At 41.0% G+C, this 25,190-nt stretch carries 23 protein-coding genes; 16 read left to right on the top strand and 7 right to left on the bottom strand.

The window, feature by feature from the left end; all coding sequences use genetic code 11:
* The first annotated feature begins 47 nt into the window (after positions 1-47).
* The 6 genes from cobT (at position 48) to J2T13_RS06105 (ending at position 6,892) form a co-directional block, all read left to right on the top strand.
* A complete protein-coding gene (gene cobT, locus J2T13_RS06130) occupies positions 48-1,118 on the top strand; it encodes a nicotinate-nucleotide--dimethylbenzimidazole phosphoribosyltransferase (RefSeq protein WP_429369338.1) in 1,071 nt (356 codons plus the stop codon).
* The gene (gene cobU / locus J2T13_RS06125; protein ID WP_429369336.1) at positions 1,115-1,687 is read left to right on the top strand and encodes a bifunctional adenosylcobinamide kinase/adenosylcobinamide-phosphate guanylyltransferase; all 573 of its coding nucleotides are present in this window, start codon (positions 1,115-1,117) and stop codon (positions 1,685-1,687) included. Before cobT ends, cobU begins: the two co-directional genes overlap by 4 nt.
* Positions 1,684-2,490: an adenosylcobinamide-GDP ribazoletransferase gene (gene cobS, locus J2T13_RS06120; protein WP_429369335.1), complete on the top strand. Its 807-nt coding sequence runs from the start codon at positions 1,684-1,686 to the stop codon at positions 2,488-2,490. Before cobU ends, cobS begins: the two co-directional genes overlap by 4 nt.
* Before the next feature lie 14 nt (positions 2,491-2,504).
* Complete coding sequence (locus J2T13_RS06115) at positions 2,505-4,082, top strand: cobyric acid synthase (RefSeq protein WP_429369333.1); 1,578 nt, start codon at positions 2,505-2,507, stop codon at positions 4,080-4,082.
* A 379-nt stretch (positions 4,083-4,461) separates the two neighbouring features.
* Positions 4,462-5,856 (top strand): L-cystine transporter, encoded by a 1,395-nt coding sequence (locus J2T13_RS06110; RefSeq protein WP_429369331.1) that lies wholly within the window; start codon positions 4,462-4,464, stop codon positions 5,854-5,856.
* A gap of 352 nt (positions 5,857-6,208) precedes the next feature.
* Complete coding sequence (locus J2T13_RS06105; protein ID WP_429369329.1) at positions 6,209-6,892, top strand: queuosine precursor transporter; 684 nt, start codon at positions 6,209-6,211, stop codon at positions 6,890-6,892.
* Between the two features lie 657 nt (positions 6,893-7,549).
* On the opposite strand, the gene J2T13_RS06100 is transcribed toward J2T13_RS06105, so the two are convergent.
* Positions 7,550-8,638 carry a M24 family metallopeptidase gene (locus J2T13_RS06100; RefSeq protein ID WP_429369327.1) on the bottom strand — a complete coding sequence of 363 codons (1,089 nt, stop codon included), beginning with the start codon at positions 8,636-8,638 and terminating at the stop codon, positions 7,550-7,552.
* Positions 8,639-8,843: 205 nt separating this feature from the next.
* On the opposite strand from J2T13_RS06100, the gene J2T13_RS06095 reads away from it, so the two are divergent.
* A complete protein-coding gene (locus tag J2T13_RS06095) occupies positions 8,844-9,683 on the top strand; it encodes an SDR family oxidoreductase (RefSeq protein WP_429369325.1) in 840 nt (279 codons plus the stop codon).
* An 18-nt stretch (positions 9,684-9,701) separates the two neighbouring features.
* A complete protein-coding gene (locus tag J2T13_RS06090; RefSeq protein ID WP_429369323.1) occupies positions 9,702-10,211 on the top strand; it encodes an N-acetyltransferase family protein in 510 nt (169 codons plus the stop codon).
* Between the two features lie 78 nt (positions 10,212-10,289).
* Here the strand turns inward: J2T13_RS06090 and J2T13_RS06085 are convergent, their stop codons facing one another.
* A complete protein-coding gene (locus J2T13_RS06085; protein ID WP_429369321.1) occupies positions 10,290-10,634 on the bottom strand; it encodes a winged helix-turn-helix transcriptional regulator in 345 nt (114 codons plus the stop codon).
* A 171-nt stretch (positions 10,635-10,805) separates the two neighbouring features.
* On the opposite strand from J2T13_RS06085, the gene J2T13_RS06080 reads away from it, so the two are divergent.
* The 3 genes from J2T13_RS06080 (at position 10,806) to J2T13_RS06070 (ending at position 14,006) form a co-directional block, all read left to right on the top strand.
* Positions 10,806-11,552 (top strand): GTP cyclohydrolase II, encoded by a 747-nt coding sequence (locus J2T13_RS06080; RefSeq protein WP_429369319.1) that lies wholly within the window; start codon positions 10,806-10,808, stop codon positions 11,550-11,552.
* Positions 11,553-11,612: 60 nt separating this feature from the next.
* Entirely contained in the window at positions 11,613-12,242 is a 630-nt protein-coding gene (locus tag J2T13_RS06075; RefSeq protein ID WP_429369317.1) for a VOC family protein, read from the top strand.
* A gap of 105 nt (positions 12,243-12,347) precedes the next feature.
* On the top strand, positions 12,348-14,006 hold the full coding sequence (locus J2T13_RS06070; protein ID WP_429369315.1) for a copper amine oxidase N-terminal domain-containing protein: 1,659 nt from the start codon (positions 12,348-12,350) through the stop codon (positions 14,004-14,006).
* Between the two features lie 188 nt (positions 14,007-14,194).
* On the opposite strand, the gene J2T13_RS06065 is transcribed toward J2T13_RS06070, so the two are convergent.
* Positions 14,195-14,962, bottom strand: a complete 768-nt coding sequence (locus J2T13_RS06065) for a TIGR02206 family membrane protein (RefSeq protein ID WP_429369313.1) — start codon at positions 14,960-14,962, stop codon at positions 14,195-14,197.
* A 186-nt stretch (positions 14,963-15,148) separates the two neighbouring features.
* On the opposite strand from J2T13_RS06065, the gene J2T13_RS06060 reads away from it, so the two are divergent.
* The 4 genes from J2T13_RS06060 (at position 15,149) to J2T13_RS06045 (ending at position 22,553) form a co-directional block, all read left to right on the top strand.
* Positions 15,149-16,768 carry an S-layer homology domain-containing protein gene (locus J2T13_RS06060; RefSeq protein WP_429369311.1) on the top strand — a complete coding sequence of 540 codons (1,620 nt, stop codon included), beginning with the start codon at positions 15,149-15,151 and terminating at the stop codon, positions 16,766-16,768.
* A 1,126-nt stretch (positions 16,769-17,894) separates the two neighbouring features.
* Positions 17,895-20,765: a 2-oxoglutarate dehydrogenase E1 component gene (locus J2T13_RS06055; protein WP_429369309.1), complete on the top strand. Its 2,871-nt coding sequence runs from the start codon at positions 17,895-17,897 to the stop codon at positions 20,763-20,765.
* A 5-nt stretch (positions 20,766-20,770) separates the two neighbouring features.
* Positions 20,771-22,099 (top strand): 2-oxoglutarate dehydrogenase complex dihydrolipoyllysine-residue succinyltransferase, encoded by a 1,329-nt coding sequence (gene odhB, locus J2T13_RS06050; RefSeq protein ID WP_429369307.1) that lies wholly within the window; start codon positions 20,771-20,773, stop codon positions 22,097-22,099.
* A gap of 133 nt (positions 22,100-22,232) precedes the next feature.
* Complete coding sequence (locus J2T13_RS06045; protein WP_429369305.1) at positions 22,233-22,553, top strand: rhodanese-like domain-containing protein; 321 nt, start codon at positions 22,233-22,235, stop codon at positions 22,551-22,553.
* A 113-nt stretch (positions 22,554-22,666) separates the two neighbouring features.
* On the opposite strand, the gene J2T13_RS06040 is transcribed toward J2T13_RS06045, so the two are convergent.
* Positions 22,667-22,831, bottom strand: a complete 165-nt coding sequence (locus J2T13_RS06040) for a hypothetical protein (protein WP_429369304.1) — start codon at positions 22,829-22,831, stop codon at positions 22,667-22,669.
* A gap of 175 nt (positions 22,832-23,006) precedes the next feature.
* On the opposite strand from J2T13_RS06040, the gene J2T13_RS06035 reads away from it, so the two are divergent.
* Positions 23,007-23,204, top strand: coding sequence for a hypothetical protein (locus tag J2T13_RS06035; protein WP_429369302.1), 198 nt, complete (start codon positions 23,007-23,009; stop codon positions 23,202-23,204).
* Positions 23,205-23,305: 101 nt separating this feature from the next.
* On the opposite strand, the gene J2T13_RS06030 is transcribed toward J2T13_RS06035, so the two are convergent.
* The 3 genes from J2T13_RS06030 to J2T13_RS06020 all read right to left on the bottom strand — a co-directional run bounded on the left by J2T13_RS06030 (position 23,306) and on the right by J2T13_RS06020 (position 25,176).
* Positions 23,306-23,653: a hypothetical protein gene (locus tag J2T13_RS06030; RefSeq protein WP_429369300.1), complete on the bottom strand. Its 348-nt coding sequence runs from the start codon at positions 23,651-23,653 to the stop codon at positions 23,306-23,308.
* A 111-nt stretch (positions 23,654-23,764) separates the two neighbouring features.
* Complete coding sequence (locus J2T13_RS06025; RefSeq protein ID WP_429369298.1) at positions 23,765-24,028, bottom strand: SemiSWEET family sugar transporter; 264 nt, start codon at positions 24,026-24,028, stop codon at positions 23,765-23,767.
* 137 nt (positions 24,029-24,165) lie between these two features.
* Complete coding sequence (locus J2T13_RS06020) at positions 24,166-25,176, bottom strand: RluA family pseudouridine synthase (protein WP_429369449.1); 1,011 nt, start codon at positions 25,174-25,176, stop codon at positions 24,166-24,168.
* Between the last annotated feature and the right edge of the window lie 14 nt (positions 25,177-25,190).

The following is a 25,190-nucleotide window of genomic DNA, read 5'->3' as shown; positions in this document are numbered from 1 at the left end:
TTTATTTTGGCTATAACACTATTATCAAATAATTAGGAGGATAAATAATGAAATATGATTTCTTGGAACAGATTGGCGAAATAAGCCAACTAGATACGGAAGCTATGGCGGCAGCACAAGCACACATTGCAAATTTGACGGTACCTCCAGGTAGTTTAGGGAAGTTAGAGAAACTAGCTGTCCAGCTTGCGGGAATTACAGGCGAAGTGAAACCAACGTTCACGAAACGCGAAGTTATTATTATGGCAGCAGACCATGGCGTATGTGAAGAGGGCGTAAGTGCCTTCCCACAGGAAGTTACTCCGCAAATGATACACAATTTCCTAGCAGGTGGAGCCGCTGTTAATGTCCTTGCTCGTCATGCAGATGCCGAAGTGGTATGTGTGGATATAGGCGTTATGAGCGATTTGTCTCACCCTAACCTTCTAAGTCGCAAGATTCGTTATGGTACAGCAAATATGGCCAAAGGCCCAGCCATGACACATGATGAAGCTATTCAGTCGATTCTCACTGGAGCAGAAGTTGTTCAAGAAGCTGTACAACGAGGTGTTCGATTATTCGTAACAGGAGAAATGGGGATTGGGAATACGACAGCAAGTGCTGCTGTCATGTGTGCGCTCTCGAACATAGAAGTAAAAGACGCTGTCGGAAGAGGAACAGGGTTGGATGATGCAAAGTTATTACATAAAATAAAAATAGTGGAGCAAGCGCTTCGGGTTAACTCACCTGATGCCGCAGATCCGTTGGATGTGTTAGCTAAGGTAGGTGGGCTTGAGATTGGGGGGCTCGTAGGTGTCATTCTAGGTGCCGCAGCTAATCGTTGTCCGGTCGTTATCGATGGTTTCATTTCTAGCGCGGCAGCCTTGATCGCTAAGATGATTTCACCTGTAGCATCTGAATATATGGTCGTGTCACATGTTTCTCATGAACAAGGACATCGGTTACTTCTTGAACAACTAGATCTAAGTCCTGTCTTGCATCTGGATATGCGAATCGGTGAAGGAACTGGGGGCGTTATCTGTCTACATCTTATTGATGCAGCCTGTAGAATTGTTAGTGAAATGGCTACCTTTGAGAGTGCTGGAATATCATCAGGGGCACAGGAGAATAACGAATGAGTATTCTCGTAACTGGGGGTGCACGTAGTGGGAAGAGCGCTTTTGCTGAGAAGCTATGCAAGATATTAGCACCCGAGGCAATCTATATCGCAACGGCGCAAGCTTACGATAATGAGATGCGGGAGCGCATTGCACTTCATACGATGGAGCGTAGTCAAGCGGACTACGCTTGGACAACTGTAGAGGAACCTATAAATTTAGCTGAGCTTCTTCAAGAATGGGGACAGACAGATCACACGAACGGGGCGAAAGCTCCTACAATTATGGTGGATTGTCTCACACTGTGGTTATCCAATGTGTTGCTGTCTGTAGAAGAACAGCATGAGGTAACTTGGAAGGTGAAAGTTGAAATACAGCGACTTGTTGAACTAGTGGCATCTTATCCAGGAAATCTCATTCTCGTAACGAATGAAGTGGGCGACGGTATCGTACCGGAGTATCCGCTTGGGAGACTGTACCGTGATTTTGCTGGGCTTATGAATCAGGCAGTGGCTCGTGTTTGCTCACAGGTATTTCTAGTTACGGCAGGGATTCCAATTGAACTGAAGAGGTTGGAGTATAAGTTATGAGCAAATGGAGGCAAGCGGCTGCGGCCGCTTTTCAATTTCTAACTCGGTTCCCCGTACGTGGGAATCTTGATTATTCACCCGAGTTGTTTCGTCAAAGTGTGAAATTCTATCCACTTGTTGGCGCGGCTATTGGTTTGTTCGTATGGTCAGGTGCTGCTATATTTTCCTTATTACTTCCCCCACTTCCAGCGGCTGTCTTGACTCTTCTATTATGGGTTGGCGTGACAGGCGGGCTGCATTTGGATGGCTGGATGGATACAGCTGATGGTCTTCTAAGCTACCGTTCCCGTGATCGAATGTTAGAGATTATGAAGGATAGTCGGGTCGGAGCCATGGGTGTTCTAGCCTGTGTGTTACTTCTTATGTTGAAAGTTTCGTTAATTTATTCCCTTCTGGTGGATAGGAGTTACTCGGGTCTCCTATTGTTACCTATGATTTGGAGTCGCTGGTTTATGGTGTACGCGATGTCGGCTTGGCCGACTGCTCGGGGGAAGGAAGGTTTAGCGGCGAATTTCTCAGGATTAGGCCGAGGACCCATACGTCTGACTTTGTTGTGGGCGATTCTGTTGTCAGGTCTTGCAGCAATAGTGCTACCGATGATGGGTGGGGGAGATCAATTATGGACCCCTGTATTCATAAGCTGGATCGTACTTCCACTAATCGCTTGGATCATGGGTGTCTGGATGGCCAAAGCAATGATCGCTAAGTTAGGTGGATTAACTGGTGATACCTATGGGGCACTCAATGAATTTTTAGAAGTGGTCATGCTACTTCTGCTAGTCATATTACACCAACACATATAGGAAGTGGAGCGAATATGCAGAACTCAGAATCAAATATATGTGAAGGTACAAAACAAGCTACCGTGCTGATGATGCAGGGAACAGCCTCAGACGTAGGCAAGAGTGTCATCACTACGGCTTTTTGTCGTATTTTCACGCAAGATGGCTATCTTACGGCTCCTTACAAGTCACAAAATATGGCTCTCAACTCTTATGTGACAGAGGATGGTAAAGAAATTGGCCGCGCACAGGGCGTACAGGCTGAGGCATGTGGTATTCAGGCTACGACAGATATGAACCCGGTGCTAATTAAACCCATTAAGGATATGTATTCACAAGTTGTAGTCCATGGGACGCCCTTTCAGACGATGAGTGCTTTAGATTATCGAAATCTGTTTCTGCCAAAAGCTAAAGACATCGTGATGGATGCACTAGGTCGTTTGCGTGAGCAATATGACATCGTGGTGATGGAGGGTGCAGGAAGTCCGGCAGAAATTAATCTGAAAAGCAATGATATTGTCAATATGAATTTGGCAGGCTGGGCAGATGCCCCTGTAATCCTGATCGCAGATATCGATCGTGGGGGTGTATTTGCTTTTATCGTTGGAACGCTAGAGTTACTTGAACCCCATGAGCGTAATAGAGTGAAGGGTTTTATTATTAATAAATTTAGAGGGGACATAACCTTACTAGAACCCGGGTTAACATGGCTTACGGAACGGACGGGTATTCCCGTGCTCGGAGTTCTTCCCTTTATTGAGGAAATAAAGATCGAGGCTGAGGATTCTGTTGCTCTAGAAGCAGTGCGACTGTTAAATAACGATCACAAGGACATTGATATTGCCGTGATTCAATATCCACGGATCTCCAACTTTACGGACTTTGATCCATTACGAGAGGAACAAGATGTAGCCCTTCGGTATGTGAGGACAATAGAGGAACTAGGACAACCTGACGTCATTATTTTACCTGGGACTAAGGATACGATTGGCGATTTAGAATATCTTCGTAAGCAGGGATTTGAAGAGGCTTTGGAGCGAGCGCTACTTACAAATACACAGATTGTAGGCATATGCGGAGGGTATCAAATGCTTGGTGAGGTGTTGCATGATCCCTATGCAGTGGAGGCAGGTGAACCTCGTAGCGCCAAAGGGTTGGGTTATCTTCCTGTCTCAACTACGTTTCTGAAGGAGAAAACGACGGTTCGCGTCATAGGAACCGTTGCTCCAGAACATCCCATATTCATGGAATCTTGCAGTGGCACTATGGCTGTGGAAGGGTATGAGATCCATATGGGTGAAACGGTATGTTTGGAACAAGGTCAAGCTGTGCCCTTATTTCATCTTCAGCATTTAGAGGGGCAAGTGGAGAATGAAGGATGGGGAACGCCGGATGGTAGCAAATGGGGAACATATCTGCATGGGATATTCCATAATGACTCTATCCGAGATGCTTGGCTTAATCGTCTTCGTGTGGATAAAGGGCTTATCCCAGTAAGTCACACTATCAGTACTAGCATGCGCAAGGAGCAGGAATTTGATCGTGTCGCGGATATCGTTCGGAGTCATGTGGATATGCAGGCAGTGTATACCATCATGGGCATATGTAAGTAGATATAAGAGAAGTAAATCGATCCGTTATTATAAGATTCATATAAAAGGATGTCTCTCAGGTCTGTATAACCTGAGAGACATCCTTTTATATATGGTTACCTAGTTCTTTATGAGGCGATTAATACCATAATGAGGAGGGGGATTTCAGCATACATAGGAATAAGGATAACCATTGTGGAGAGGATAAAAGTAACAAGTAACCATAGATACCGAATGATTAGGAATAATGGTAATGATTTTATATGTAAATAATTAAACCTATAAATATACTCGGTTATATGCTATGATATGAATCGTCTTTTATGTGGTTAGGGTTATCCTATAAGTGGTTATGGTTTATATGAAGTTAAATATTTCATTTAGGAGGAAGAACAATATAATGAATACCTTATGGATTATCATTAATATTATCGTTATGCTGGTTCTCATTGGATTACTGGTATGGATGCAGAAGAAACATATTTCCTTCACTAAGCGTGTATTTACTGGTTTAGGACTCGGGATCGTATTTGGCGTGATTCTCCAATTTTTCTTCAAACCCGACTCCTATGTTATAGGTAAGTCCACGGAGTGGTTTAACTTGGTAGGTTACGGTTATGTTGGATTGCTTCAAATGATCGTGATTCCGCTTATCATGGTATCGATTATCTCTGCCATCATGAATTTAAAGGGTGCTCAGAATCTTGGGAAAATGACTATCTCTATTATTGCAGTTCTTCTGATGACGACGGCAATTGCCGCATCCGTTGGTATTATCACTACGCTGAGTTTTGATCTACAGGCTATTGAAATACAGAGCGGTGACAAAGAACAGGCACAGGGCTTGAAATTAGAGGAGAAGCTTGGTGACGTGGAAGATAAATCGATACCGCAGCAAATGCTCGAGTTCATCCCGACGAATCCATTTGCAGATATGACGGGAGCCCGTAGTTCTTCTACGCTTGCTGTCGTTATCTTCTCAGCCTTTATTGGTGTAGCCGTTCTAGGAATAGATCGTAAAAAGCCAAAGCAGGCTCAGACATTCCGCGATATGATCGATGCAGTGTATGCCGTTGTTATGCGGATCGTTACGCTTGTATTGAGACTGACTCCCTATGGTATTTTGGCGTTGATCACTAAGACAATCGCTACGACGAATATAGAAGAAATATTAAAGTTAATTACCTTCGTTATCGCTTCTTATGTCGCTTTGATCGTTATGTTCATTATTCATTTGATATTGCTTACGCTGTTCGGGTTCAACCCACGGGTATATTTCAAAAAAGTGCTGCCTACACTAACATTCGCATTCACTTCGCGCTCTAGTGCAGCTTCTATTCCACTTAATGTAGAGACGCAAACGAAGAAACTCGGAGTATCGACAGGAATCGCGAATCTTTCAGCGACTTTTGGGGCTACGATTGGTCAGAATGGTTGTGCGGGTATTTATCCTGCGATGCTAGCGGTGATGATTGCTCCAACCGTAGGGATCGATCCAACAAGTTGGGATTTCATACTGAAATTGATTCTGGTTGTCGTCATCAGTTCCTTTGGCGTCGCAGGCGTTGGGGGTGGGGCAACATTCGCATCATTAATTGTCCTCTCTACGATGGGCCTACCTGTTGCCTTAGCAGGTCTACTGATCTCTGTGGAACCTCTAATTGATATGGGCCGTACAGCACTGAACGTGAATGGTTCCATGACCTCAGGCCTTATTTCCAGCAAAATATTAAGAGAGAATGATCATGAAGTTTACAATGACCGCAATATAGAGTTAGATACTTCACAAGTGTAAGTAAGTGGTCAGTCTGAATGTTTGAATAAAAAATATGAGAAGCCAAAGCAGCAATTGCTTTGGCTTTTTCTAAATATAAGAAAGTATAAGTTTCACTTGAATCAATTTCATAATCGCCGATGCATCTAAATCGATTTGCGTAATTATGAAATTGATACTTGATACTCTATTCCTTATATTTCCGCTGAAACGGGTGCCGTCTTTGAAAAAGGACGGCATTGCCGTTTCTACTTGATTATTGTCTAGCCTTCTAGTCCATTCTATGATAAAGTGATACATGTTTTGGTCGCTTTGGAGTGATCAATCCGCGGTTCGTAACCATCCCGCGTAATCAAAACTAGGAGGATTACTCATGTTTAATTTCATATGGGGCATTTTTTATGTGCTCGTCAATTTCTCGCTGTTTGTATTGTGTTACCGTCTATTTGGCAAAAAAGGGCTATACGCCTGGATCGGTGTAGCTACGGTCATTGCTAATATTCAAGTCACAAAGACGATTGATATGTTCGGAATTGTCATGACGCTCGGCAATGCCATGTATGTCAGTCTTTATATGACCAGTGATCTGCTTAATGAGAAATATGGCCGTGAAGAAGCACGCAAGGCCGTATGGTTCGGTTTCTTCACCTTGTTGATGACAACGGTTATTATGCAGATGGCATTAGTCTTTACACCGCAAGAGGGTGATCTGGCTCATACCTCACTCAAACAAATATTTGGGCTTATGCCACGCCTAGCTATAGCTAGTCTTACAGCCTACTTCATCAGTCAATTCCTTGATGTGAGGCTATACAGTTGGATCCGTAAATACTATTCTACGCATGGGCAATTCTGGATTCGGAATAATCTCAGTACCATGATTAGCTCTTTTGTGGATACATTAATCTTCTGTACGATTGCTTTTATGGGTGAGTATGAATGGAATATATGGGTAGAGATCTTAATCACCACATATCTTATCAAGTTTGTATTGACGGCTGTAGGGACACCCTTTCTCTATGTTGCGCGGAGCTTTAAGTTTGACGAAGATAAGTAGAGATGTGTGTTTCATAAGCTAGTCTTTTAGTGAATTAATAAGGGGCACCCTGAAGGGTGCCCCTTATTAATGGTGGCTAGGGTAGGCGGCTGATTGAAGCTCGATGATGAGAATCAAGTTAATATACTACGAGTAAGCGTATTGTGGAATATATAATTTTTATGAATGTATGTTATAGTATTATGTAAATATTTGTATGGAGATTATGAGCTGTGAGATCATTTCGCTTTTGGTTAATCCTAATATCGGTGTTGGTCATTATAGTAAATATCTCAGGGAACGACGACTACAATATATTATTGACTTTAATTAGCCCACTGGTTTGGATTTATGAATCATTTGGATTTGCACGAAAAGTAAATATCCCACTAACGATTGTTTATTTAACTGATTTAGGATTTTGGTATTTTATTGGTTTCTTTTTAGATCGTTGGATTATAAAAATAAAGTCTCGCACTAGCTGATTTCTCTTTCTATGTGGGGTTGATTTACTCTTCTAGGTATACTCTGTAGGTGTAGCATCTCCTTATGCAACCTAAAATGGCCGACCCAGGATCATCTCCTAGGTCGGCCTTTCCTGTTATATCAGTCTTTTAATTAAAAAAGAGCATCTCCACAGATGATAGGACTATTCATGAGCACGCTTAGTCTTTCCAACTACCCTATAACAGTCAATTCTTTAGGGAATGAGGTTAATACTTCTACACCCTTTTCCGTAACAACAATATCATCTTCGATTCGTACGCCACCCAGCCCTGACACATAAACTCCAGGCTCTACTGTGAATACCATACCTGCTTGTACAAGATCTTGGTTGCTTCCATGAACAGAAGGATATTCATGAACATCCATGCCAAGTCCATGTCCAAGTCGATGCAAGAACTGTGGACCATATCCAGCAAGATCAATGACGCTACGTGCGGCTTGGTCAATAGAAGCTAAAGTTACACCTGGTTTAATGGCATGAATGGCTTGAAGGTTTGCTTCAAGTACAGTGTTATAGATCGTGGTTAATTCTTGACTAATATCCCCTACTGCGAATGTGCGCGTAATATCCGAAGCGTAACCATTCGCAAACACACCCATATCGAACATCAATAAATCGCCATTCTGAATTTTACGTTGACCAGCAGAGCCATGTGGTAGAGCTGTATTTGGTCCAGAGAGAACCATTGTTTGAAAAGAAGGGCCATCTGCGCCAAGTTTTTTCATTAAATATTCTATTTCAGCAACGATTTCAATTTCGGTCACACCTACTTTAACTTGTGTCAGACCTTGACGTAGTACCTCTTCAATGAGGTCAATGGCACGCTGTAACCGCTCGATTTCTTCGGGTGTTTTCTGAACTCTGATATCTCGAAGCAACGGGCCAGCATCTTGATAACTTTGTACCTGAAGAAATTGTTGTAGTAGCTCATATTTTGCAATGGTAAGCTGTTCCTTCTCGATTCCTAGTGAACGGATATTTCCCTTCAATTGTTGCTGGAGCAGTAAGTATGGGTTATCCGTGTCGGTGTGACTTACAATATGTTGAACAGAAGAAGCGGCATGTGCAGCCTCTGCATCTAGTGCAGGTACGATCAATACAGGCTCTTCTCCGCGTGTAAGGGTTAATCCTAAGAATCGTTCGTGTGGATCACTGGCGAATCCTGTTAAATAATAGACGTGCTTGGGATCAGTGATCAGCAGGCTATCTAGGCCTTGTTGCTGCATGGTTGAGTCAAGTTGTGCTAATCGTTCATTCATGAAATTTAATTCCTTTCTTCATCTATATTCGTATCTCATCAAGACATGAGGCATTCTCATTACATTATAGACCCCTAATCTATAAAAAGAAAAATCAAGTGAAGTTGTGTAGCTACTTCTATATAATAAAGTCATCTAAAATTGAGAAATGAATACATGTATGAAGTTCAGTAAGCGTTAAGCTAGTAAGAGAGGAAGAGGAAATATGAACGATGCAATTGTTGTAGTAACCGGGGCCAACTCCGGGATGGGGCTTGCGACGACAGTAGAATTGGCACGAAGAGGTGCTCATGTTATTATGGTGTGCAGAAGTGCAGAACGTGGTGAAAGGGCTAAGGAAGAGGCAATTAGACGGAGTGGATCGAAGCAGATTGAGCTGATGTTGTGTGATTTAGGAGATTTAGAAAGTATTCGCCAGTTTGTTGTTGAATTTGAAGCTAAATACTCGGTGCTAGATGTCATAATTAACAATGCTGGCGTTGTTTCCTTGAAGCGTCAATTAACGGTGGATGGGTTCGAGATGCATCTGGGTACGAATCATCTAGGGCATTTCCTGCTTACAAATCTTCTCTTAGGGGCACTTCAAGCGGCTAAGCAGGGTAGAGTGGTGAATGTATCTTCTGGTGCATACAAAGTGGGGAAAATTCATTTTGAAGATCCTTCTTTGGAGCGGGGTTACAACGTGGCGAAGGGATACGCTCAATCTAAGTTGGCCAATATTCTATTCACTAAACAGCTAGCTGTGCGGCTAAAAGGTACGAATGTTACTGTGAATTGCCTACATCCAGGTGCAGTAGGCACGAGTCTTGGTGTTGATCGTAAGACGGGATTTGGCAAAAGTATATATGCGCTGTTAAACCCCTTCTTTTTGACACCAGAGCAAGGAGCAGAGACGGGCATTTATTTAGCTACAGCTCCTGAAGTAAGTCAGGTGAGTGGCGAGTATTATTATAAAAAACAAATACAGCAGCTCAAGCCACATGCCATAAATATGCAGGAAGCTGAGAAGCTGTGGATATGGAGTGAGCAGCAAGTTGGACTCTAATGTCGGAGGAGATAAGGTATGAAACTACAAGAGTATACGATTGATTATGCCCAACTCGAAGATTTAAGCGCTATTATTCATATTTACAACTCTACGATAGCAGGAAGAGAAGCAACAGCAGATTTAGAGCCTGTCACTGTGGACAGTAGATTGACATGGTTCCATGAACATAATGACTTTCATAGACCGCTGTGGGTGATGAAGAACGGTGATCATATGGTTGGTTGGATGAGTTTTCAATCTTTTTATGGGAGACCTGCATACAACGGTACTGCTGAAATCAGTATCTATGTGGCTGAGGAGTATCGGGGGGCGGGCGTAGGCAGTATATTGTTGGATAAAGCTATTGTAGAGTGCCCAAGACTGGGCATTCGTAATTTAGTAGGTTTCGTATTCGGGCATAATGGAGCAAGTCTGAAGCTACTCTCTAAATATGGTTTTATTCAATGGGGACTCCTACCGAATGTTGCCGTGTTAGATGGTGTAGAGCGTGATTTAGTTATTGTAGGTAGGAAGTTGAGTGAATAAAAATAAATAAAAGGCATCTGCTTTCAGCAGGCGCCTTTTATTTGAAATATTAGAAAGGTTAACTTTCATTAATATTTCTTATTCATTTACCATTTCATCTTTCGATTCATGATCAACCGTTACCCATGCCTGAGACCATTGCTCAATTCCTCGAATAATAGGCTCCAGGGCACGCCCCTTTTCTGTCAAAGAGTACTCTATACGCACAGGGGTTTCTGGAAAAACCTCTCTTTTTACTACTCCACTTTGTTCTAAATCCTTTAATCTTTCTGATAAAAGTCTGCCGCTGATGGGAAGTGAAGTCTCGATCGCACAGAAACGCTGTGGTCCTGTTAACAGCTTGTAAATAATAAACCCAGACCAGCGGCGGTTAATAATCTCCATCCCCTTCTCAAAGCGAGGACATAGTTCAGATGTTTTCATAGTAGATTCACCTCTTTATATGTATAGTATAGCGCCAAACCACTTTTAAATATATAGTAATAAATAAAAAGCTTATTACTTGACATACGTAATTAATGAATATATACTAACTTACATAAAGTAACTAATTATTTCGGCGTTGAACTTATAGATTAGAGAAGAGGAATATGTATGATTACCACGGACGTTATAAATCTTTTATCTCATAAAATGAATGTTATAGCGAGTCCCCAAGGTCAAAACCTATGTCTTGTGGGTCCCATAGATCTTCCAGTGCAATTGGATGAAGGCATTGTCCATTTTAAATGGTACACATGGCTCAATCTGGATGGAAAGTCTACTGAGAAGGCGGATATTCTGAACGCGTTAGTACATGCAAACCTTGCGGAATATCAACAATCTTCTGTACTTGTATATGGTGATTTTGAGAACTCAGATAAAGCGTTAGTAAGGATGCACAGCATATGTCATACAGGTGATATTTTTGGGAGCAAGCGCTGTGATTGTGGATTTCAGCTTCACCAGTCCATGAGAATGATTGTGGAACAGGGAAGTGGCGCTCTATTTTATTTATCTAACCATGAAGGTAGAGGCATTGGGTTATTCTCTAAATCGTTGGCTTATATTTTGCAACAAGAAGGATACGACACAGTCGAGGCGAATAATGCTCTAGGTTTCGAAGATGATGTTCGCTCTTATGATGAAGCTATTGCTGTTCTGAATACACTTCGTGAATTGCCGGTCACTCTTATTACAAATAATCCTAAAAAACTGAAGGCATTACGTGAGAATGGGCTTTCAGCTATTGACCATATCTCGCTTTGGGGAGATATTAGTGATTATAATCGTCGTTACCTATCCACTAAAATCAATAAATCAGGGCATATTCCAGATGCTCCCGAAGCCATGATTATATAGAAAAGGTTGAATGGTATGCACATTGAGACAATATCACTATGTACGAACCGATTAGAAGAAATGAAGACATTTTATACTGATATTATGATGTGTGATTGTGAAGATAGTGATGATCATGCCTTTACGGTTAGAGTGGGGCAAACACTGCTGATATTTGAACAACATGAACAGTTACATGAGAATCCCTTCTATCATTTCACAATGAACATTCCACACAATACGCTAGAAGAAGCACGTGCTTGGATGGCTAACTGTATTCCACTTGCGGAAGAAGACAGTAAGATTGTGTATGATTGCCCAGAGTGGAATTCACATTCCATCTATTTCTACGATCCTTCGGGTAATATTGTTGAACTCATCGCTCGGCATTCTCTAGATAATGCAATAGAGCGCCCCTTTAATATGAGAATAGATTTGTTATGTGTAAGTGAAATAGGAATCGTGGTACCAGAAGTAGTACCGTTTGTACGTGGTATGAATGATCTGGGGATTCCCAACTGGAAAGAGGATCATGAGGATTTCACTCCCTTAGGTAATGAGGAGGGGCTGATTATTGTCGTAAAGCAAGGAAGAAGATGGTTTTATTCGAATAAACAAGCATTGTTTTTTCCTGTGAGGATAACCATTAGAGGAATAGGGTGCTTAACATTTATGAATAATGGAGATCGAATTATAGCTCATAGAAGCTAATCACGAAATTGAAATATTTTGTTAATAATTACCTTTACAACGACCTGAACCCACTGGCATAATTAGAGTTAGACATTTCAAATGTCTATTTGGGGAGGGAATGTGATGAAGAGATTTAAGAAGAGTTTGGTCATATCCATTGTATTCTTGTTAGTTGTACTAACAGGGTGTCAGGCCATTGGGGGATTGAATATAAACAAGATGATGGTAGACAGACTTTCAGTGATATCATCAGAATCTAAGCAAACATTTTCACTTGAGCTTATACCTTCGAGTTCGGCTCTAAGTGCAGAAGACAAAGAAATGATTGATTTACTAAATTCATTCTCTATCCGTATTGATCATGCAATTACGCAGGATTCAACGACAGCTTCTGTTGAAGGTGCTATTAGTTTAGATGGTAAAAAGGTTCCTTTTCACCTCTCTGTCGATGATAAGACAATCACGATATGGCTTGAGGGAGCTAAGAAGCCACTATTCATTTCACTAGAGGGTTTAGAGGATGAAGCTTTATCTGAGCTACAATTATCTAATGATGAATCGCTCTCATTTATGAAAGATGTAAGTAAGTTCTTCTTCAATAATGCACCTAATCCAGCTAACATCTCACTCACTCCTGTAAGTGAAAAAGTAAATGGCGAAGAGGTTAGTCTTCAAAAGTTACATCTGGATATTCAAGGGGATGAATTAGTAGGACTAGTGAAGTCATTCCTGACCAGTGTGTCTAAGGATAAGGAAGGCGTCAAAGAGCTAATTGGTACAATGTATGATGTATACTATCCAATTATTGAAGCCTTGATTCCAGTGGATAAGGATTACAATGATGAAGATTATGATGATGAAGAATATAATGAAGAAGAATATAATGAAGATTACGATGGATCTGATTTCGATGGATATTATAATGAAATCAAAGAATCAGCTACGTTTGGTACTTTAGAGAGTATCATTGAAGATAAGGAAGCTACCGTGATTTACTTAATTAACCAGTTACAGAAATCTCTGAATGAACTCCTTGTAGATTATGATAAGGATGTCGAAGAAATGTTTACAGAGACGCCAGAACTGAATGAGATATTAGGCAAAGATACGGTACTCTCAGTGGATGTTATGGTGGATAGCCAATTGCATATTCGTAAGCAGAATATGGATTTAACGGTGCAGATGCCTGATATCGAAGATATGCCACTGAAACAATTGAAGATCCATTCTACAAGTGAAATCTGGAATGTGAATAAACCCGTTACCGTGAATAAGGTGGATACTAGTCATGGAGTAATGGATTTAGACTTGAATAATATGATCGATTTGACACCAGGAGAGTTTCTACGTAACTTTGATCAGCAGTCTGATTCATACCATATACTACAAGACAACATGAACATAAGTGAGAAGTCCTTTACCCTAAATACGATAAAGTACGAAGATGAAGAAGATTATTATACTCCGTATCCAATACCATTTAGTAAGAACAATACAATGATGGTACCTCTCAGATATGTTGCTGAACAATTGGATGCACAATTAGAGTGGGACGGAGTATCTAAGACGACTACCATAACCGAGGATTTGACGGGATCAACCATCGTTCTTAAGCATAACTCGAAACAGGCGACCGTGAATGGTGAAGCCGTTACACTGGTTCAACCTGTTACTGTTGTTAAAGGGGAGGCTTTTGTACCTATGCGCTTCATTACAGAGGCTTTAGGAGCAACCTATAAGTGGAATGCTGAGGATCAATATTTATTGATTGAACGCCAATAAAGATTGAATGTGAATGGCTCATAATGGTCTAAAAGAGGTACGAAGAGGTACGATTTTAATACCAAAAACAGTAGGCGAGGTGGTAATATCCTTGGCCTACTGTTTTTGTTTTTTTATTATTTTCGACCTATTTATTATGTCATTGGCAAATAACAATCCACTGCCACTCTGACATCATTGCAGTCTGTTTATCCACGCAATTCATGATTACCAACGGTTGTTGTTGAGGACTCTTTCTTGAATAAGTCAGGGATTACAAAGAAGGCTAGGTGTAGGATGACAAATGTCAGCAGTGCGATAAGCTCCTCGGCTATTAAATAGTAAGGATGGGGCCCAAGTAAATCAAGAATAGAAGAAGAAGATGGTTTATGCATTAAAAACATATAATTAGATCCAGTAAAGTAGTTGATTACTCCAACGAGTAGGGCAAGTATATTTAGTGCAATCATTGTTATTCCAATAGACTTCCAAGTTGGTTTATAGTTCTCAATCCACGTCATGTACAGTGCAGCCACAATAATGGCAATATGTGCGACGAAGAATTGGATGAACCGGAAGTGCGGATAGGAATAGTCTAGACTAGGTGTGAGTAAGGCTTGAACAGCGCCCGCGATTCCAGCAAAGAATACAATCTGGTAGAGTAATCGATTACGTGTTAATAGCATCGCAATGGCAAGAAGTAAGGAGATACTACATAATTCAAGGGGAAGGCTGTTCTTCATATTCCATATTCCTTGTCCAAGATACCAAAGATTTAGAGTGACCTCTGACATGATCAGAATAATCACAATCGACCACCGAATCACTGCTTTTACTCGGGGACTCCTTTTAATAAATCGCTTGGAAACAAACAGTAAAACTAATAAAGTTATAAATATACTCACAACAAACCAATGAACCATAGAGAACATTTGGAAACGTGCAGTATGGCCATAGTCGAAAAAAGAGTGGAACATAGTGATCTCTCCTCATTTCAGATGAATAAGTTGAAATACATTGTTGAATTGACCTTATCATAATATGGATACTTTATCTAATTATCCTTTAATATCCTATCATACCAATATCTTAATGATGTGGGGTATCCATTCTTTTGGTAGCATGAGGAGGTTGTAGACCTTATATATGGAATGAGGATAATTGTGAACAAGTTCGCTAGAGTTACGTTGAGTTGTTGTATTATATTATTTATGGTTAACGTTCTACAGCTACCTGTGGTAGCCAAATCAAGTAATTCATTTACCGATATTGCAGATAGCTATGCTAAGAGTGCCATACTTGCAGTCTCTAGCAAGGGCCTGATGAAGGGAACCGATGCGACTACATTCCAACCTACCCAAGCTATTACTCGCGCTGAATGGATCACCGTGTTGGAACGTCTATTAGCTTTGAAAGAAGTCAATTCCACGATCCCCTCATTTAAGGATGTAGGCAAGAGTAGTTGGTATTATGGCTGGGTTGAGGCTGGGTATTTGCTTGGACTTACAGAGGGTAAGAGTAGCTCGACATTTGAGCCTAACCAACCGATTACTCGTGAAGAAGCAGCGGTCATGCTGATGAGAGCGTTGAAGTTAAAGGGTACAGGGAAGGGTAGTACAACGGTATTTAGGGATGATCAGGATATTTCCTCATGGGCAAAAAATGCAGTTCAGAGCCTTCATAAGCTAGGCATGATGAATGGATCGCAAGGCTTATTCCATGCTAAGAATCTACTTACAAGACAGGAAACAGCCACGTTGATATACAAAATCATACAGCAGAAGAGCTGGATGAAGTCAATTGAGTCATATAAACAAACAAGTATCCAATTAGGTTGGCAATACGGACAAACAACAGAGGAGTATAAACAGTCGATTCTCTCCTCCAACATTAATACGTTATCACCACGTTGGCTTTTCGTTAAGAATGACGGCTCCGTTAAGGATTCTGTGGATGGTTCACTTGTGACATGGGCCCATAAGAATAGTAAGCAAGTATGGGCTATGGTAGGTAATTATTCAGATGCTGTCGCATCTCATAATGTATTATCTGATTCTACCAAGCGTTCCAAAGTGATTGCGAAATTGACCCAAATTGCAAAGGATAATAACTTAGATGGACTGAATATCGATTTTGAGAATGTGTCAGGTCAAGATAAGGCCGATTTTACGACATTTATATCTACATTAGAGAATAAGCTTGATGCAGTGGGTATATCGCTGTCGGTTAATGTCTCTCCTGATCTGGGAACGGATTGGACAGAAGTATTTGACTATGCTGCGTTGGGAAAAGCGGCTGATTATGTCATACTAATGGGCTATGACCAGCATTGGTCAGGAGCACCTAATCCGGGATCGGTATCATCACTTCCATGGATTACTGGCGGACTTGAATCTCTTTTAAAGCAGGTATCGCCAAATAAGATAATACTCGCGGTTCCGTTCTATAGTAGGGATTGGGAAGTAAGCAGTAAAGGAGCGACTATACGATCTACGGATATTACACTTGGAGAACAAGTGGGGAGAGTCACAACTTATCGTTTGAAGCCAGTATGGAATAAGACGATTCAACAATATATAGTTAACTATCAACAGAATTTAGTACAGCACCAGATCTGGTTTGAGGAAAGTCGTTCACTTACCCTCAAATATCAAATGGGATTAGAGCGTAATATAGCAGGATTCGCATATTGGTGGACAAGTGCCGAAACAGCGGATGTATGGAGTGCTTTACATAACGCTGAGCGTTTCGATCGATATATTTTTGATGAAGTTACTAATTAATAATTAACTTCTATTCCATAAGAAAGGGGCTCCCCTAAGAATTAGAGGGGTTCCTTTTTCATAGAGTAAACATAATTCACCATAGGCATTGGATTACCCTAGGACGGTCTCTGCTATAGCTCGGCAGGTGACAACAATGTTGTGGTCTGCCACTTGCTCCCTCTCCAACGATAATAATGAAAGATACCTGTCCATTCATCAGATGGGTGTGCAATCCAGACTCCTAGCACGCCATATCCTTAATAGCTAGATAATAGGAACGGGTCTTTGAGGAGAATAGATGCTCCTAAATTGATAATACTAAGATCGCCTCAATTTAAAAATTAGTGGTTGACAGAGAGAAGACCTCAGAGGAGTTTTGGAGGAATGTGGACAAGCGGAGCGTTCACCTTTAAAGGAGGATTTCTACCTAATTCAATCCAATTCAAGAAAGCTTCCTTTAACAGTGAGGGTAACATCCTCCAAAACGGAACGCTGTTTCTACTACATTCTAGTGTCAACCGCTGATTTTGGTTTTGAGCCCTAAGATCATTTGTAAATAAGGAGATGATTTCATCACGGTAGGAAGAGATCGCTATAATCGATAAAGCAGTAATTCCGAGTGCCCATCTCAGGAAATCCACATCTATTTATATAAGTTACATGCTTCAAGAAACAGTGATCCGCTCACGAGCATCATATAGACTTCGGTATACTCTTTAAATAAAGTCGGGATATGGTAGAATGATAATAGGAAGTCGCGGCTGAGTATACACACTAGACTGAGCCTAATTCCAAATATAAGGTTAAAGAGAGAGGTGAAGCTGTAATCTGGCTCGCATCTTTGAATTTACGTGCGCTAGAAGCTATGCAATGATGACACCGACACCAAGACCTAATGACTAAATAAAATAATGGTGAACTCACTATTGGCCAAGACACGCCGACTGCGGATGAATTGGACGTAAGTTTGTGGATAGCATATTGATGTACTAGTGTGATCGATCTGTTTTTTAGATCATAACTATACTAAATGGTTATTTTAGCTATTGCATTCTTTTGTTTATAATGAGTAGAGAAGCAACTTCTTTACAATTTCCGTCCAAGTGTGACCTATTATAAAATCAAGACGGAGGTATATCCGATAATGATAACCAATGAGCATAACACAAGCGACCCCTGGCAGACGTATTACGGTCCCAATCTAGGTTACGTACAAGAACAATATGAACGGTATATGAGTGATCCACAGACTGTGGATGAGACATTCATACACTTATTCAGTCTTTGGGGTGCTCCTCCTAGTATTGCTGACTTGGAGCCTACACCTAAAGTACCAACAGAAAGAATTTCTTGGGATCGGAATTTGTTGAAGAAAGGGGTAGACGCTGGCAAGCTCGTATGGAATATTCGAACATATGGACATCTAGCAGCAGATATCGATCCACTCGGTCTCATACCCGCTTCCGATACAAGGTTGCTTGAACCTGAGCAATACAATCTTACAAAAGAAGATTTAAAAGCGTTTCCATCTTCCTTAATTTGGGAGTATGCACCAGATGATGTGTTGACTGGATGGGATGCGATCCTTCGCTTACGCCAGTTATATACAGGTACCATTGCCTATGAATTTAGTCACGTACATGAAGTGCAAGAACGGCACTGGTTGAATAATCAAGCAGAAGCGGCTTCATCTTCTTTAACCTCTGAGGAGCGTGCTTCGCTGCTTGAGCGCTTGTATGAAGTGGAACAATTTGAAGAATTTCTACACCGTACTTTTGTTGGACAGAAGCGATTCTCTATTGAGGGAAATGATGTACTCGTTCCTATGCTTGATGAGATGATTCACGCCATGATTGATGGCGGTGCTAAACATATCCTGATGGGTATGGCGCATCGTGGGCGTCTGAATGTATTAGCTCACGTGTTAGGCAAACCCTATAATAAAATTTTCTCTGAATTTCATCATTCTCCGAATAAGAAGTTAATTCCATCCGAAGGTTCAACAGGTATTAATTATGGTTGGACTGGCGATGTGAAGTATCATTTAGGAGCTAAACGTTTGATGAAGGAAGGAAATGAGCTAGAGGCACGTATTACTCTAGCTAATAATCCAAGTCACTTGGAATTTGTGAACCCTGTCGTTGAGGGATTTGCAAGGGCAGCACAAGAAGATCGGGGACAACCTGGTTATCCGCAACAAGATGTGAATAAAGCAGCGACTGTACTCATTCATGGTGATGCGGCGTTCCCAGGAGAAGGCATTGTAGCCGAAACCTTAAACTTTACGAAACTACCAGGATATCAGAATGGTGGTACGATTCATATTATTGTGAATAATAATCTCGGGTTTACTACCGAAAGTAAGGATTCACGTTCAACACATTACGCAAGTGATTTAGCTAAAGGATATGAAATTCCAATTGTGCACGTTAATGCCGATGATCCCGAAGCATGTATCGCCGCGATGCGCTTGGCTAGTGACTATCGTAATCGTTTCAAAAAAGACTTCGTGATTGATCTTGTAGGGTATCGAAGATATGGTCATAACGAAACAGATGATCCCGAAACTACACAACCTTTAACTTATCAAAAAGTGAAGAATCATCAACGTGTAAGTAGTCTATATGCAACTAGACTTCAGTTGGAAGGTTATTTGAGTGAAGACCAAACTGAACAGTTAAAGCAGGGTGTAATAGATCGTTTGAAGGCTGCTTATGATGAAATTAAGAATAATGAAACGCAAGAAGCGAAGCATCAGTCATTTGCTGTGTTAGTGCCTTCGGAGGAAGAAAAAGTAGTTACAGCGGTACCGCTCGATAAATTACGTAAGATTAACAAGGGATTGTTACAACGTCCTGAAGGTTTCAATGTATATCCGAAGTTGCAGCGGATTCTGGAGCGCCGTGAAACGGCTCTAAATGAGGGTGAAAAAGTAGATTGGGGACTCGCTGAGACGTTGGCTTTTGCCACGATATTGGCAGACGGCCAACCGATTCGTATTAGTGGTCAGGATGCAGAACGAGCCACCTTTGCTCATCGTAATCTAGTTCTACATGATCCAACTTCAGGTGCAACTTATTGTCCGCTTCATATACTTCCAGAAGCGAAGGCTTCATTTGCTATTCATAACAGTCCACTCTCTGAAGCTTCAGTACTAGGATTTGAGTATGGATACAATGTATATTCACCTGAGACGTTAGTGATCTGGGAAGCCCAGTATGGAGATTTCTCCAACTGTGCCCAAGTGCTCATGGATCAATTCATATCTGCTGGACGTACGAAATGGACACAGAAATCAAGTCTAGTTATGTTACTGCCACATGGATATGAAGGACAAGGTCCAGAGCATTCAAGTGCAAGGTTAGAACGTTTCCTACAACTGGCAGGAGAGGATAACTGGACAGTAGCTAATCTGACTAGCGCCTCACAGTATTTCCATTTGCTGCGTCGTCAAGCAGCATCTACCGAGACGGAACTAGCTCGTCCATTAGTTATTATGTCTCCTAAGAGTCTCATTCGTAATCCAAGAGTAGCTTCATCTCCAACTGACTTAAGTACAGGATCCTTTCATCCTGTCGTTGAACAGCCGGGACTTGCTAGCAAACCTGAGTTAGTAGAACGATTAATCTTATGTTCAGGTAAAATAGCTGTAGAACTGGAAGAAGCGTTGGATCAGGGTGAGAATAAGCGGCCAGAATGGTTACATGTTGCGAGAGTAGAACAGCTCTATCCATTCCCAGATATTGAGCTCAAGGGTATAATTAACAGGTTCCCGCAATTGAAAGAAATTGTGTGGGTTCAAGAAGAGCCGAAGAATATGGGAGCTTGGCGTTATATTGAACCACGAATTCGTGAAATTGCTAAAGAAGGAACTCCTATTCAGTATAATGGTCGACCAGAAAGAGCAAGTACCGCAAGTGGTTATCAGAAGGTTCATGCCTATGAACAGCAACAGATTATTTCATCGGCACTCCGTCCAATCATAGTTAATACCAATATTTCGATGAGGAGGTAGCTGATTTGAATGAAATTATAGTACCTGCAATGGGTGAGTCTATTACTGAGGGAACGATATTTAAATGGCATGTTGAGGAAGGTAATTCAGTTACCCAGGGAGATGTCCTCCTAGAACTTGAAACGGATAAAGTTAATCTTGAAATTAGTGCTGAACATGACGGTGTAGTTGAGAAAATTCTTAGACAAGAAGGAGACACAGTCCTGATTGGAGAAGTTATCGGTAGAATTCAATCCGGTGGGGAAGCGTCTAATAATACATCTGTGAAGAATAACGCTGCTGAGTCTAAGGAGAAACAACAGACTCAACAGCAAGTCGTTCCGCCGGTGGAGACATCGCCTTCTCAGAGTAGCCCAGCGAACCGCGAAGAGGCATCGCCTTCTAGTGATAATGGAACCTTCCTAGCAGCTTCGCCTTCCGCTAGAAAGTTAGCTAGAGAACGAGGCATTGATCTAGATCAAGTACAGGACCGAGATACTAAGGGACGGATCTATCAAGAGAATGTTCGTAATTTCTCAGATAAGCCACTTGAAGCTTCAAAGGCTAGTGTGGCTGGGCAAGGAAATAATAAGGCCACATCTTTGGCTAAGGCACCTGTTAGCTCGCCATCGGTTAGCGTGACAGGGGGAGACAAACCATCGGAGAGACAACGGATGTCTCGGCGTCGTGTGACGATAGCTAAACGTCTGGTAGAAGCTCAAAGAACAGCGGCGATGCTTACGACATTTAATGAAGTGGACATGACCGCCATACTTGATCTCCGGAAGCGGCGTAAGCAGGCTTTCCAGGATAAGCATGATGTAAGTCTTGGTTTCATGTCATTCTTTACAAAAGCTGTTGTTGGAGCACTCAAAGCCTTCCCACTCCTTAACGCTGAAATTGATGGTGAAGATATTATTGTCAAGAAATACTATGATATTGGCATTGCAGTCTCTGCGAAAGAAGGATTAGTTGTTCCTGTAGTCCGTGATGCAGATCGTCTTGGATTTGCTGACATTGAGAAGCAAATCGTTGATCTGGCGGGTAAGGCTCGTAACAATTCCCTTGCTATCTCTGAGTTACAGGGGGGGACTTTCACGATAACTAACGGAGGAGTGTTTGGTTCTCTGTTATCTACCCCCATTCTCAATACACCTCAAGTAGGTATTCTGGGCATGCACAAGATTCAACTACGTCCGATTGCTATTGATGAAGAAAGAATGGCAAATCGTCCTATGATGTACATTGCACTTTCTTATGATCATCGTATTGTAGATGGTAGCGAGGCCGTACGTTTCTTGGTTGCAATCAAAGAAATGCTAGAAGATCCAGAAAAGTTACTGCTAGAAGGTTAATTACACTTTTGATGTGTTGCTATATCTTTATTGAAGCAGGCCGTGTAGGCCTGCTTATTTTACATATACATGGCGCTGATTTACAATAGGAGAATATTGCAGAATATAAATAATCAGAGGAGTGTTATATAGGATGAACGAGATGCCAATACAAGAATTGGAGCCTTCAGAGGTTCAAGAAAAACTTGCACTAGGAGAGATTACGATCATTGATGTTCGTGAAGATGAAGAATGGGAAGCAGGACATATTGCTGAGGCTAAGCATATTCCTTTGGGGACACTTCCTGAGCGTTATAAGGAAATTGATCTGGATCAGAACACAGTCATTGTATGTAGAAGTGGAGGACGTAGTGGAAGAGCCTGTGAATACCTTGCTGAGCTAGGGTATGAAGTGATTAATATGACTGGCGGTATGTTAAATTGGCAAGGCGATGTCCAATACGGTAAAGAATAAACTTATTTTGTAAGCTTTAAGGCAAGTTTGTCCTCTATGCAGAAAAACCTCCTAATCTTAGGAGGTTTTCTGCATGAACGGCTGACACCATAAATGTCGAACGTTTATTTATGTTAGTTACACTCATATACATGGTGAGAGGAAGAATGATTCATTCTTTGAAGCTTACGTATGATTTCTTTTTGCCATTTGACATCATCTATCTTTTTAGCGAAATTTAAAAGGTCTAAGTAATCATCAATCTGCAAAGTAGCATATTTCGTTGTGGCAGTGACCATATGTTCGACTCCTTCTTTAGTGGATTCGAAATCTATTGTATCATATCCTCATCCTAATTGATAATGTTTCTCATATAAAAACAGAAATAATATTATAGCTTGTTTATTTTTGGAAAATATAGTATTTTTATAAAGGGATAGAAACTATATTTTATATGGAGGGGAGGAACTTATAATGGAAATGATGATGATGGAAATGTGTATGGAAGAAATGATGTGCAAGATGAAGAACATGAAGATGTGTATGGAAAAGATGTCCAACATGAGCATGAAGGACATGGATATGAACATGATGATGACAAAGATGCAAGACTGTGATGAAATGATGACAATGATGATGAAGTCGATGCGTGAAATGATGCAAACGAACTAATCAACCGTCAGAGTTCGTAATAGTTACTTAATGAATCCCTTAAATTCATTAGTAACCTATATTTGGTCTTGGCAGAGCAGACAACTGCATGCCTTTTTTGTTTATGTTAGAGTGTTTCTTATTTCGCTAATATGATGATGAATATTAATCCGCTGAAGCTTCAAATCCCACATTTTCTCCGACAGACGTAATTTCTCATTATCGTCGTTTGAATGTTCCATTCTTGCATATAGTTCAAGAAGTTCGTCATTAATGGCATCAAATTTCCTCCACAATACGTTCTTCTCCTCATCCAGAATGAGGGAGTGTATCGTTTCTTCGGTAGTTGTCGCCAGCTTGTTAATAATTTCCTCTTGCCATGCTAGATCTCCTACTTGCTTAGCGTAATTTAGAAGATCCAAATAATCATCTGTCCACACGCTAGTATATAAAGTTGGTGTCATTATCATGATTAATAGTCTCCTTCATTTGGGTTATACCAAGTATTATACTCGGTATAATGAGAAAATCAAGAACATTTTCATTATTTCTTATATTTATTTTGAAATAATGAGGTGCTTTTATTTGTATTTCCAAATGAGTGATAGGATAATCATAATCAGGAATAAAGACAGTGTATTTGTTACGAGGAAGGCGTAACCAACACCAGCTAACGCTAGATGGACCCCGTATACCTCCATTAAGCCGATCCCTACAAACAATAAAATAAACGTCTTCTTATTTAAATCTTCAACAGACTTTGTTCTGACAATCTGAATAATTTGGGGAACCCACCCACAGGATAGAATGATTCCTCCAAGTAGTTGCATCAAAGCATAAATCATAGGCTAACCTCCTCTACTGAGCTCAGTATATGCAAGTTGCTCCTATGAGGATTGTAAATAATGACTGAAGGAATAATAAAAAGGAACCCCCACATGCTGCAAGAGCATGTTGAGATTCCGTGATTCAAGATATTGTTCTATGTCGCATCTACAGGAGCACTAGTACGTAAAAAGGCTTTAGGAATATCTGTTTTGAAAGTTAAGACTTCACCTTTGGTAGGATGTTCGAAAGCAAGCACTTGCGCATGTAGTCCAAGTCTGCCGATGGCTTTAGATTTAGCACCATATTTCTTGTCGCCTACGACGGAATGTCCAATATCTTGCATATGGACACGGATCTGATTCTTACGGCCCGTTTCAAGGTTCACTTCAAGTAACGAGAACTGGCTATTGGATTGAACCACTTTGTAATGAGTAATCGCTAATTGTCCATCGTTAGGATGAATACTGGAATACATTTTGAATGTACTATTTTCTTTTAACCATGATTTAATCGTTCCTGCTGGTTTTTTGATTTTACCTTCGACTAGAGCAACGTATGTCCGTTCTTTGACCATGTCTTGCCATGAATTTTGTAGTGTCTGTTGGATCTGCTCACTCTTAGCAAACATCATCACACCTGAGGTGTCACGGTCTAGACGATGCACTACAAATATACGATGGTTAGGGTTTTTCTCACGTACATAGGTTGTTAATTGTCGATAGGCTGTCAATTCATTCTCTTGTTGAGCTGCGATGGATAGTAGCCCAGATTCCTTATTAATGACAATAATATCGTCATCCTCATACATGATACGTAGTCCGACAAGTGGCGTCTCTTCAATAATTCTTTCTTTAGAGATGGTTACGGTGTGTCCTGGTTGAAGTGGGAAATTAAAAGCAGTTTCCGCTTTATCGTTAACGTGTATTTGCCCACGGGCTAGCATAGATTTAATGGAATTTCGGCCTACACCAGATACATGACTCAGTAAGAAGGACAGAAGTTCTGCCTGCTCATTAACCGTATATTGTTTATTGGGTATTGGATTTTTGCTTCGGTTATCTTGGGGACGTTTATTTATTTGTTTGTCTGGGGTTGTTTTCCGTTTAGTTGAATTAGGTTTGTTATATGATTGATGTCCTTGGCTAGGACGCTGATTATTTTTCATCGCAGTATTTTCTC

Origin of the sequence: Paenibacillus sp. DS2015, from assembly GCF_050433705.1 — a bacterium.
Lineage (GTDB): Bacteria > Bacillota > Bacilli > Paenibacillales > Paenibacillaceae > Paenibacillus_AQ.
This window is presented reverse-complemented; position numbering and strand designations above follow the sequence as displayed.

Coding starts and splice junctions, on each gene's coding strand:
- cobT (WP_429369338.1), top strand. CDS start 48: ATGAAATATGATTTCTTGGAACAGATTGGCGAAATAAGCCAACTAGAT.
- cobU (WP_429369336.1), top strand. CDS start 1,115: ATGAGTATTCTCGTAACTGGGGGTGCACGTAGTGGGAAGAGCGCTTTT.
- cobS (WP_429369335.1), top strand. CDS start 1,684: ATGAGCAAATGGAGGCAAGCGGCTGCGGCCGCTTTTCAATTTCTAACT.
- J2T13_RS06115 (WP_429369333.1), top strand. CDS start 2,505: ATGCAGAACTCAGAATCAAATATATGTGAAGGTACAAAACAAGCTACC.
- J2T13_RS06110 (WP_429369331.1), top strand. CDS start 4,462: ATGAATACCTTATGGATTATCATTAATATTATCGTTATGCTGGTTCTC.
- J2T13_RS06105 (WP_429369329.1), top strand. CDS start 6,209: ATGTTTAATTTCATATGGGGCATTTTTTATGTGCTCGTCAATTTCTCG.
- J2T13_RS06100 (WP_429369327.1), bottom strand. CDS start 8,638: ATGAATGAACGATTAGCACAACTTGACTCAACCATGCAGCAACAAGGC.
- J2T13_RS06095 (WP_429369325.1), top strand. CDS start 8,844: ATGAACGATGCAATTGTTGTAGTAACCGGGGCCAACTCCGGGATGGGG.
- J2T13_RS06090 (WP_429369323.1), top strand. CDS start 9,702: ATGAAACTACAAGAGTATACGATTGATTATGCCCAACTCGAAGATTTA.
- J2T13_RS06085 (WP_429369321.1), bottom strand. CDS start 10,634: ATGAAAACATCTGAACTATGTCCTCGCTTTGAGAAGGGGATGGAGATT.
- J2T13_RS06080 (WP_429369319.1), top strand. CDS start 10,806: ATGATTACCACGGACGTTATAAATCTTTTATCTCATAAAATGAATGTT.
- J2T13_RS06075 (WP_429369317.1), top strand. CDS start 11,613: ATGAAGACATTTTATACTGATATTATGATGTGTGATTGTGAAGATAGT.
- J2T13_RS06070 (WP_429369315.1), top strand. CDS start 12,348: ATGAAGAGATTTAAGAAGAGTTTGGTCATATCCATTGTATTCTTGTTA.
- J2T13_RS06065 (WP_429369313.1), bottom strand. CDS start 14,962: ATGTTCCACTCTTTTTTCGACTATGGCCATACTGCACGTTTCCAAATG.
- J2T13_RS06055 (WP_429369309.1), top strand. CDS start 17,895: ATGATAACCAATGAGCATAACACAAGCGACCCCTGGCAGACGTATTAC.
- J2T13_RS06045 (WP_429369305.1), top strand. CDS start 22,233: ATGAACGAGATGCCAATACAAGAATTGGAGCCTTCAGAGGTTCAAGAA.
- J2T13_RS06040 (WP_429369304.1), bottom strand. CDS start 22,831: ATGGTCACTGCCACAACGAAATATGCTACTTTGCAGATTGATGATTAC.
- J2T13_RS06035 (WP_429369302.1), top strand. CDS start 23,007: ATGGAAATGATGATGATGGAAATGTGTATGGAAGAAATGATGTGCAAG.
- J2T13_RS06030 (WP_429369300.1), bottom strand. CDS start 23,653: ATGATAATGACACCAACTTTATATACTAGCGTGTGGACAGATGATTAT.
- J2T13_RS06025 (WP_429369298.1), bottom strand. CDS start 24,028: ATGATTTATGCTTTGATGCAACTACTTGGAGGAATCATTCTATCCTGT.
- J2T13_RS06020 (WP_429369449.1), bottom strand. CDS start 25,176: ATGAAAAATAATCAGCGTCCTAGCCAAGGACATCAATCATATAACAAA.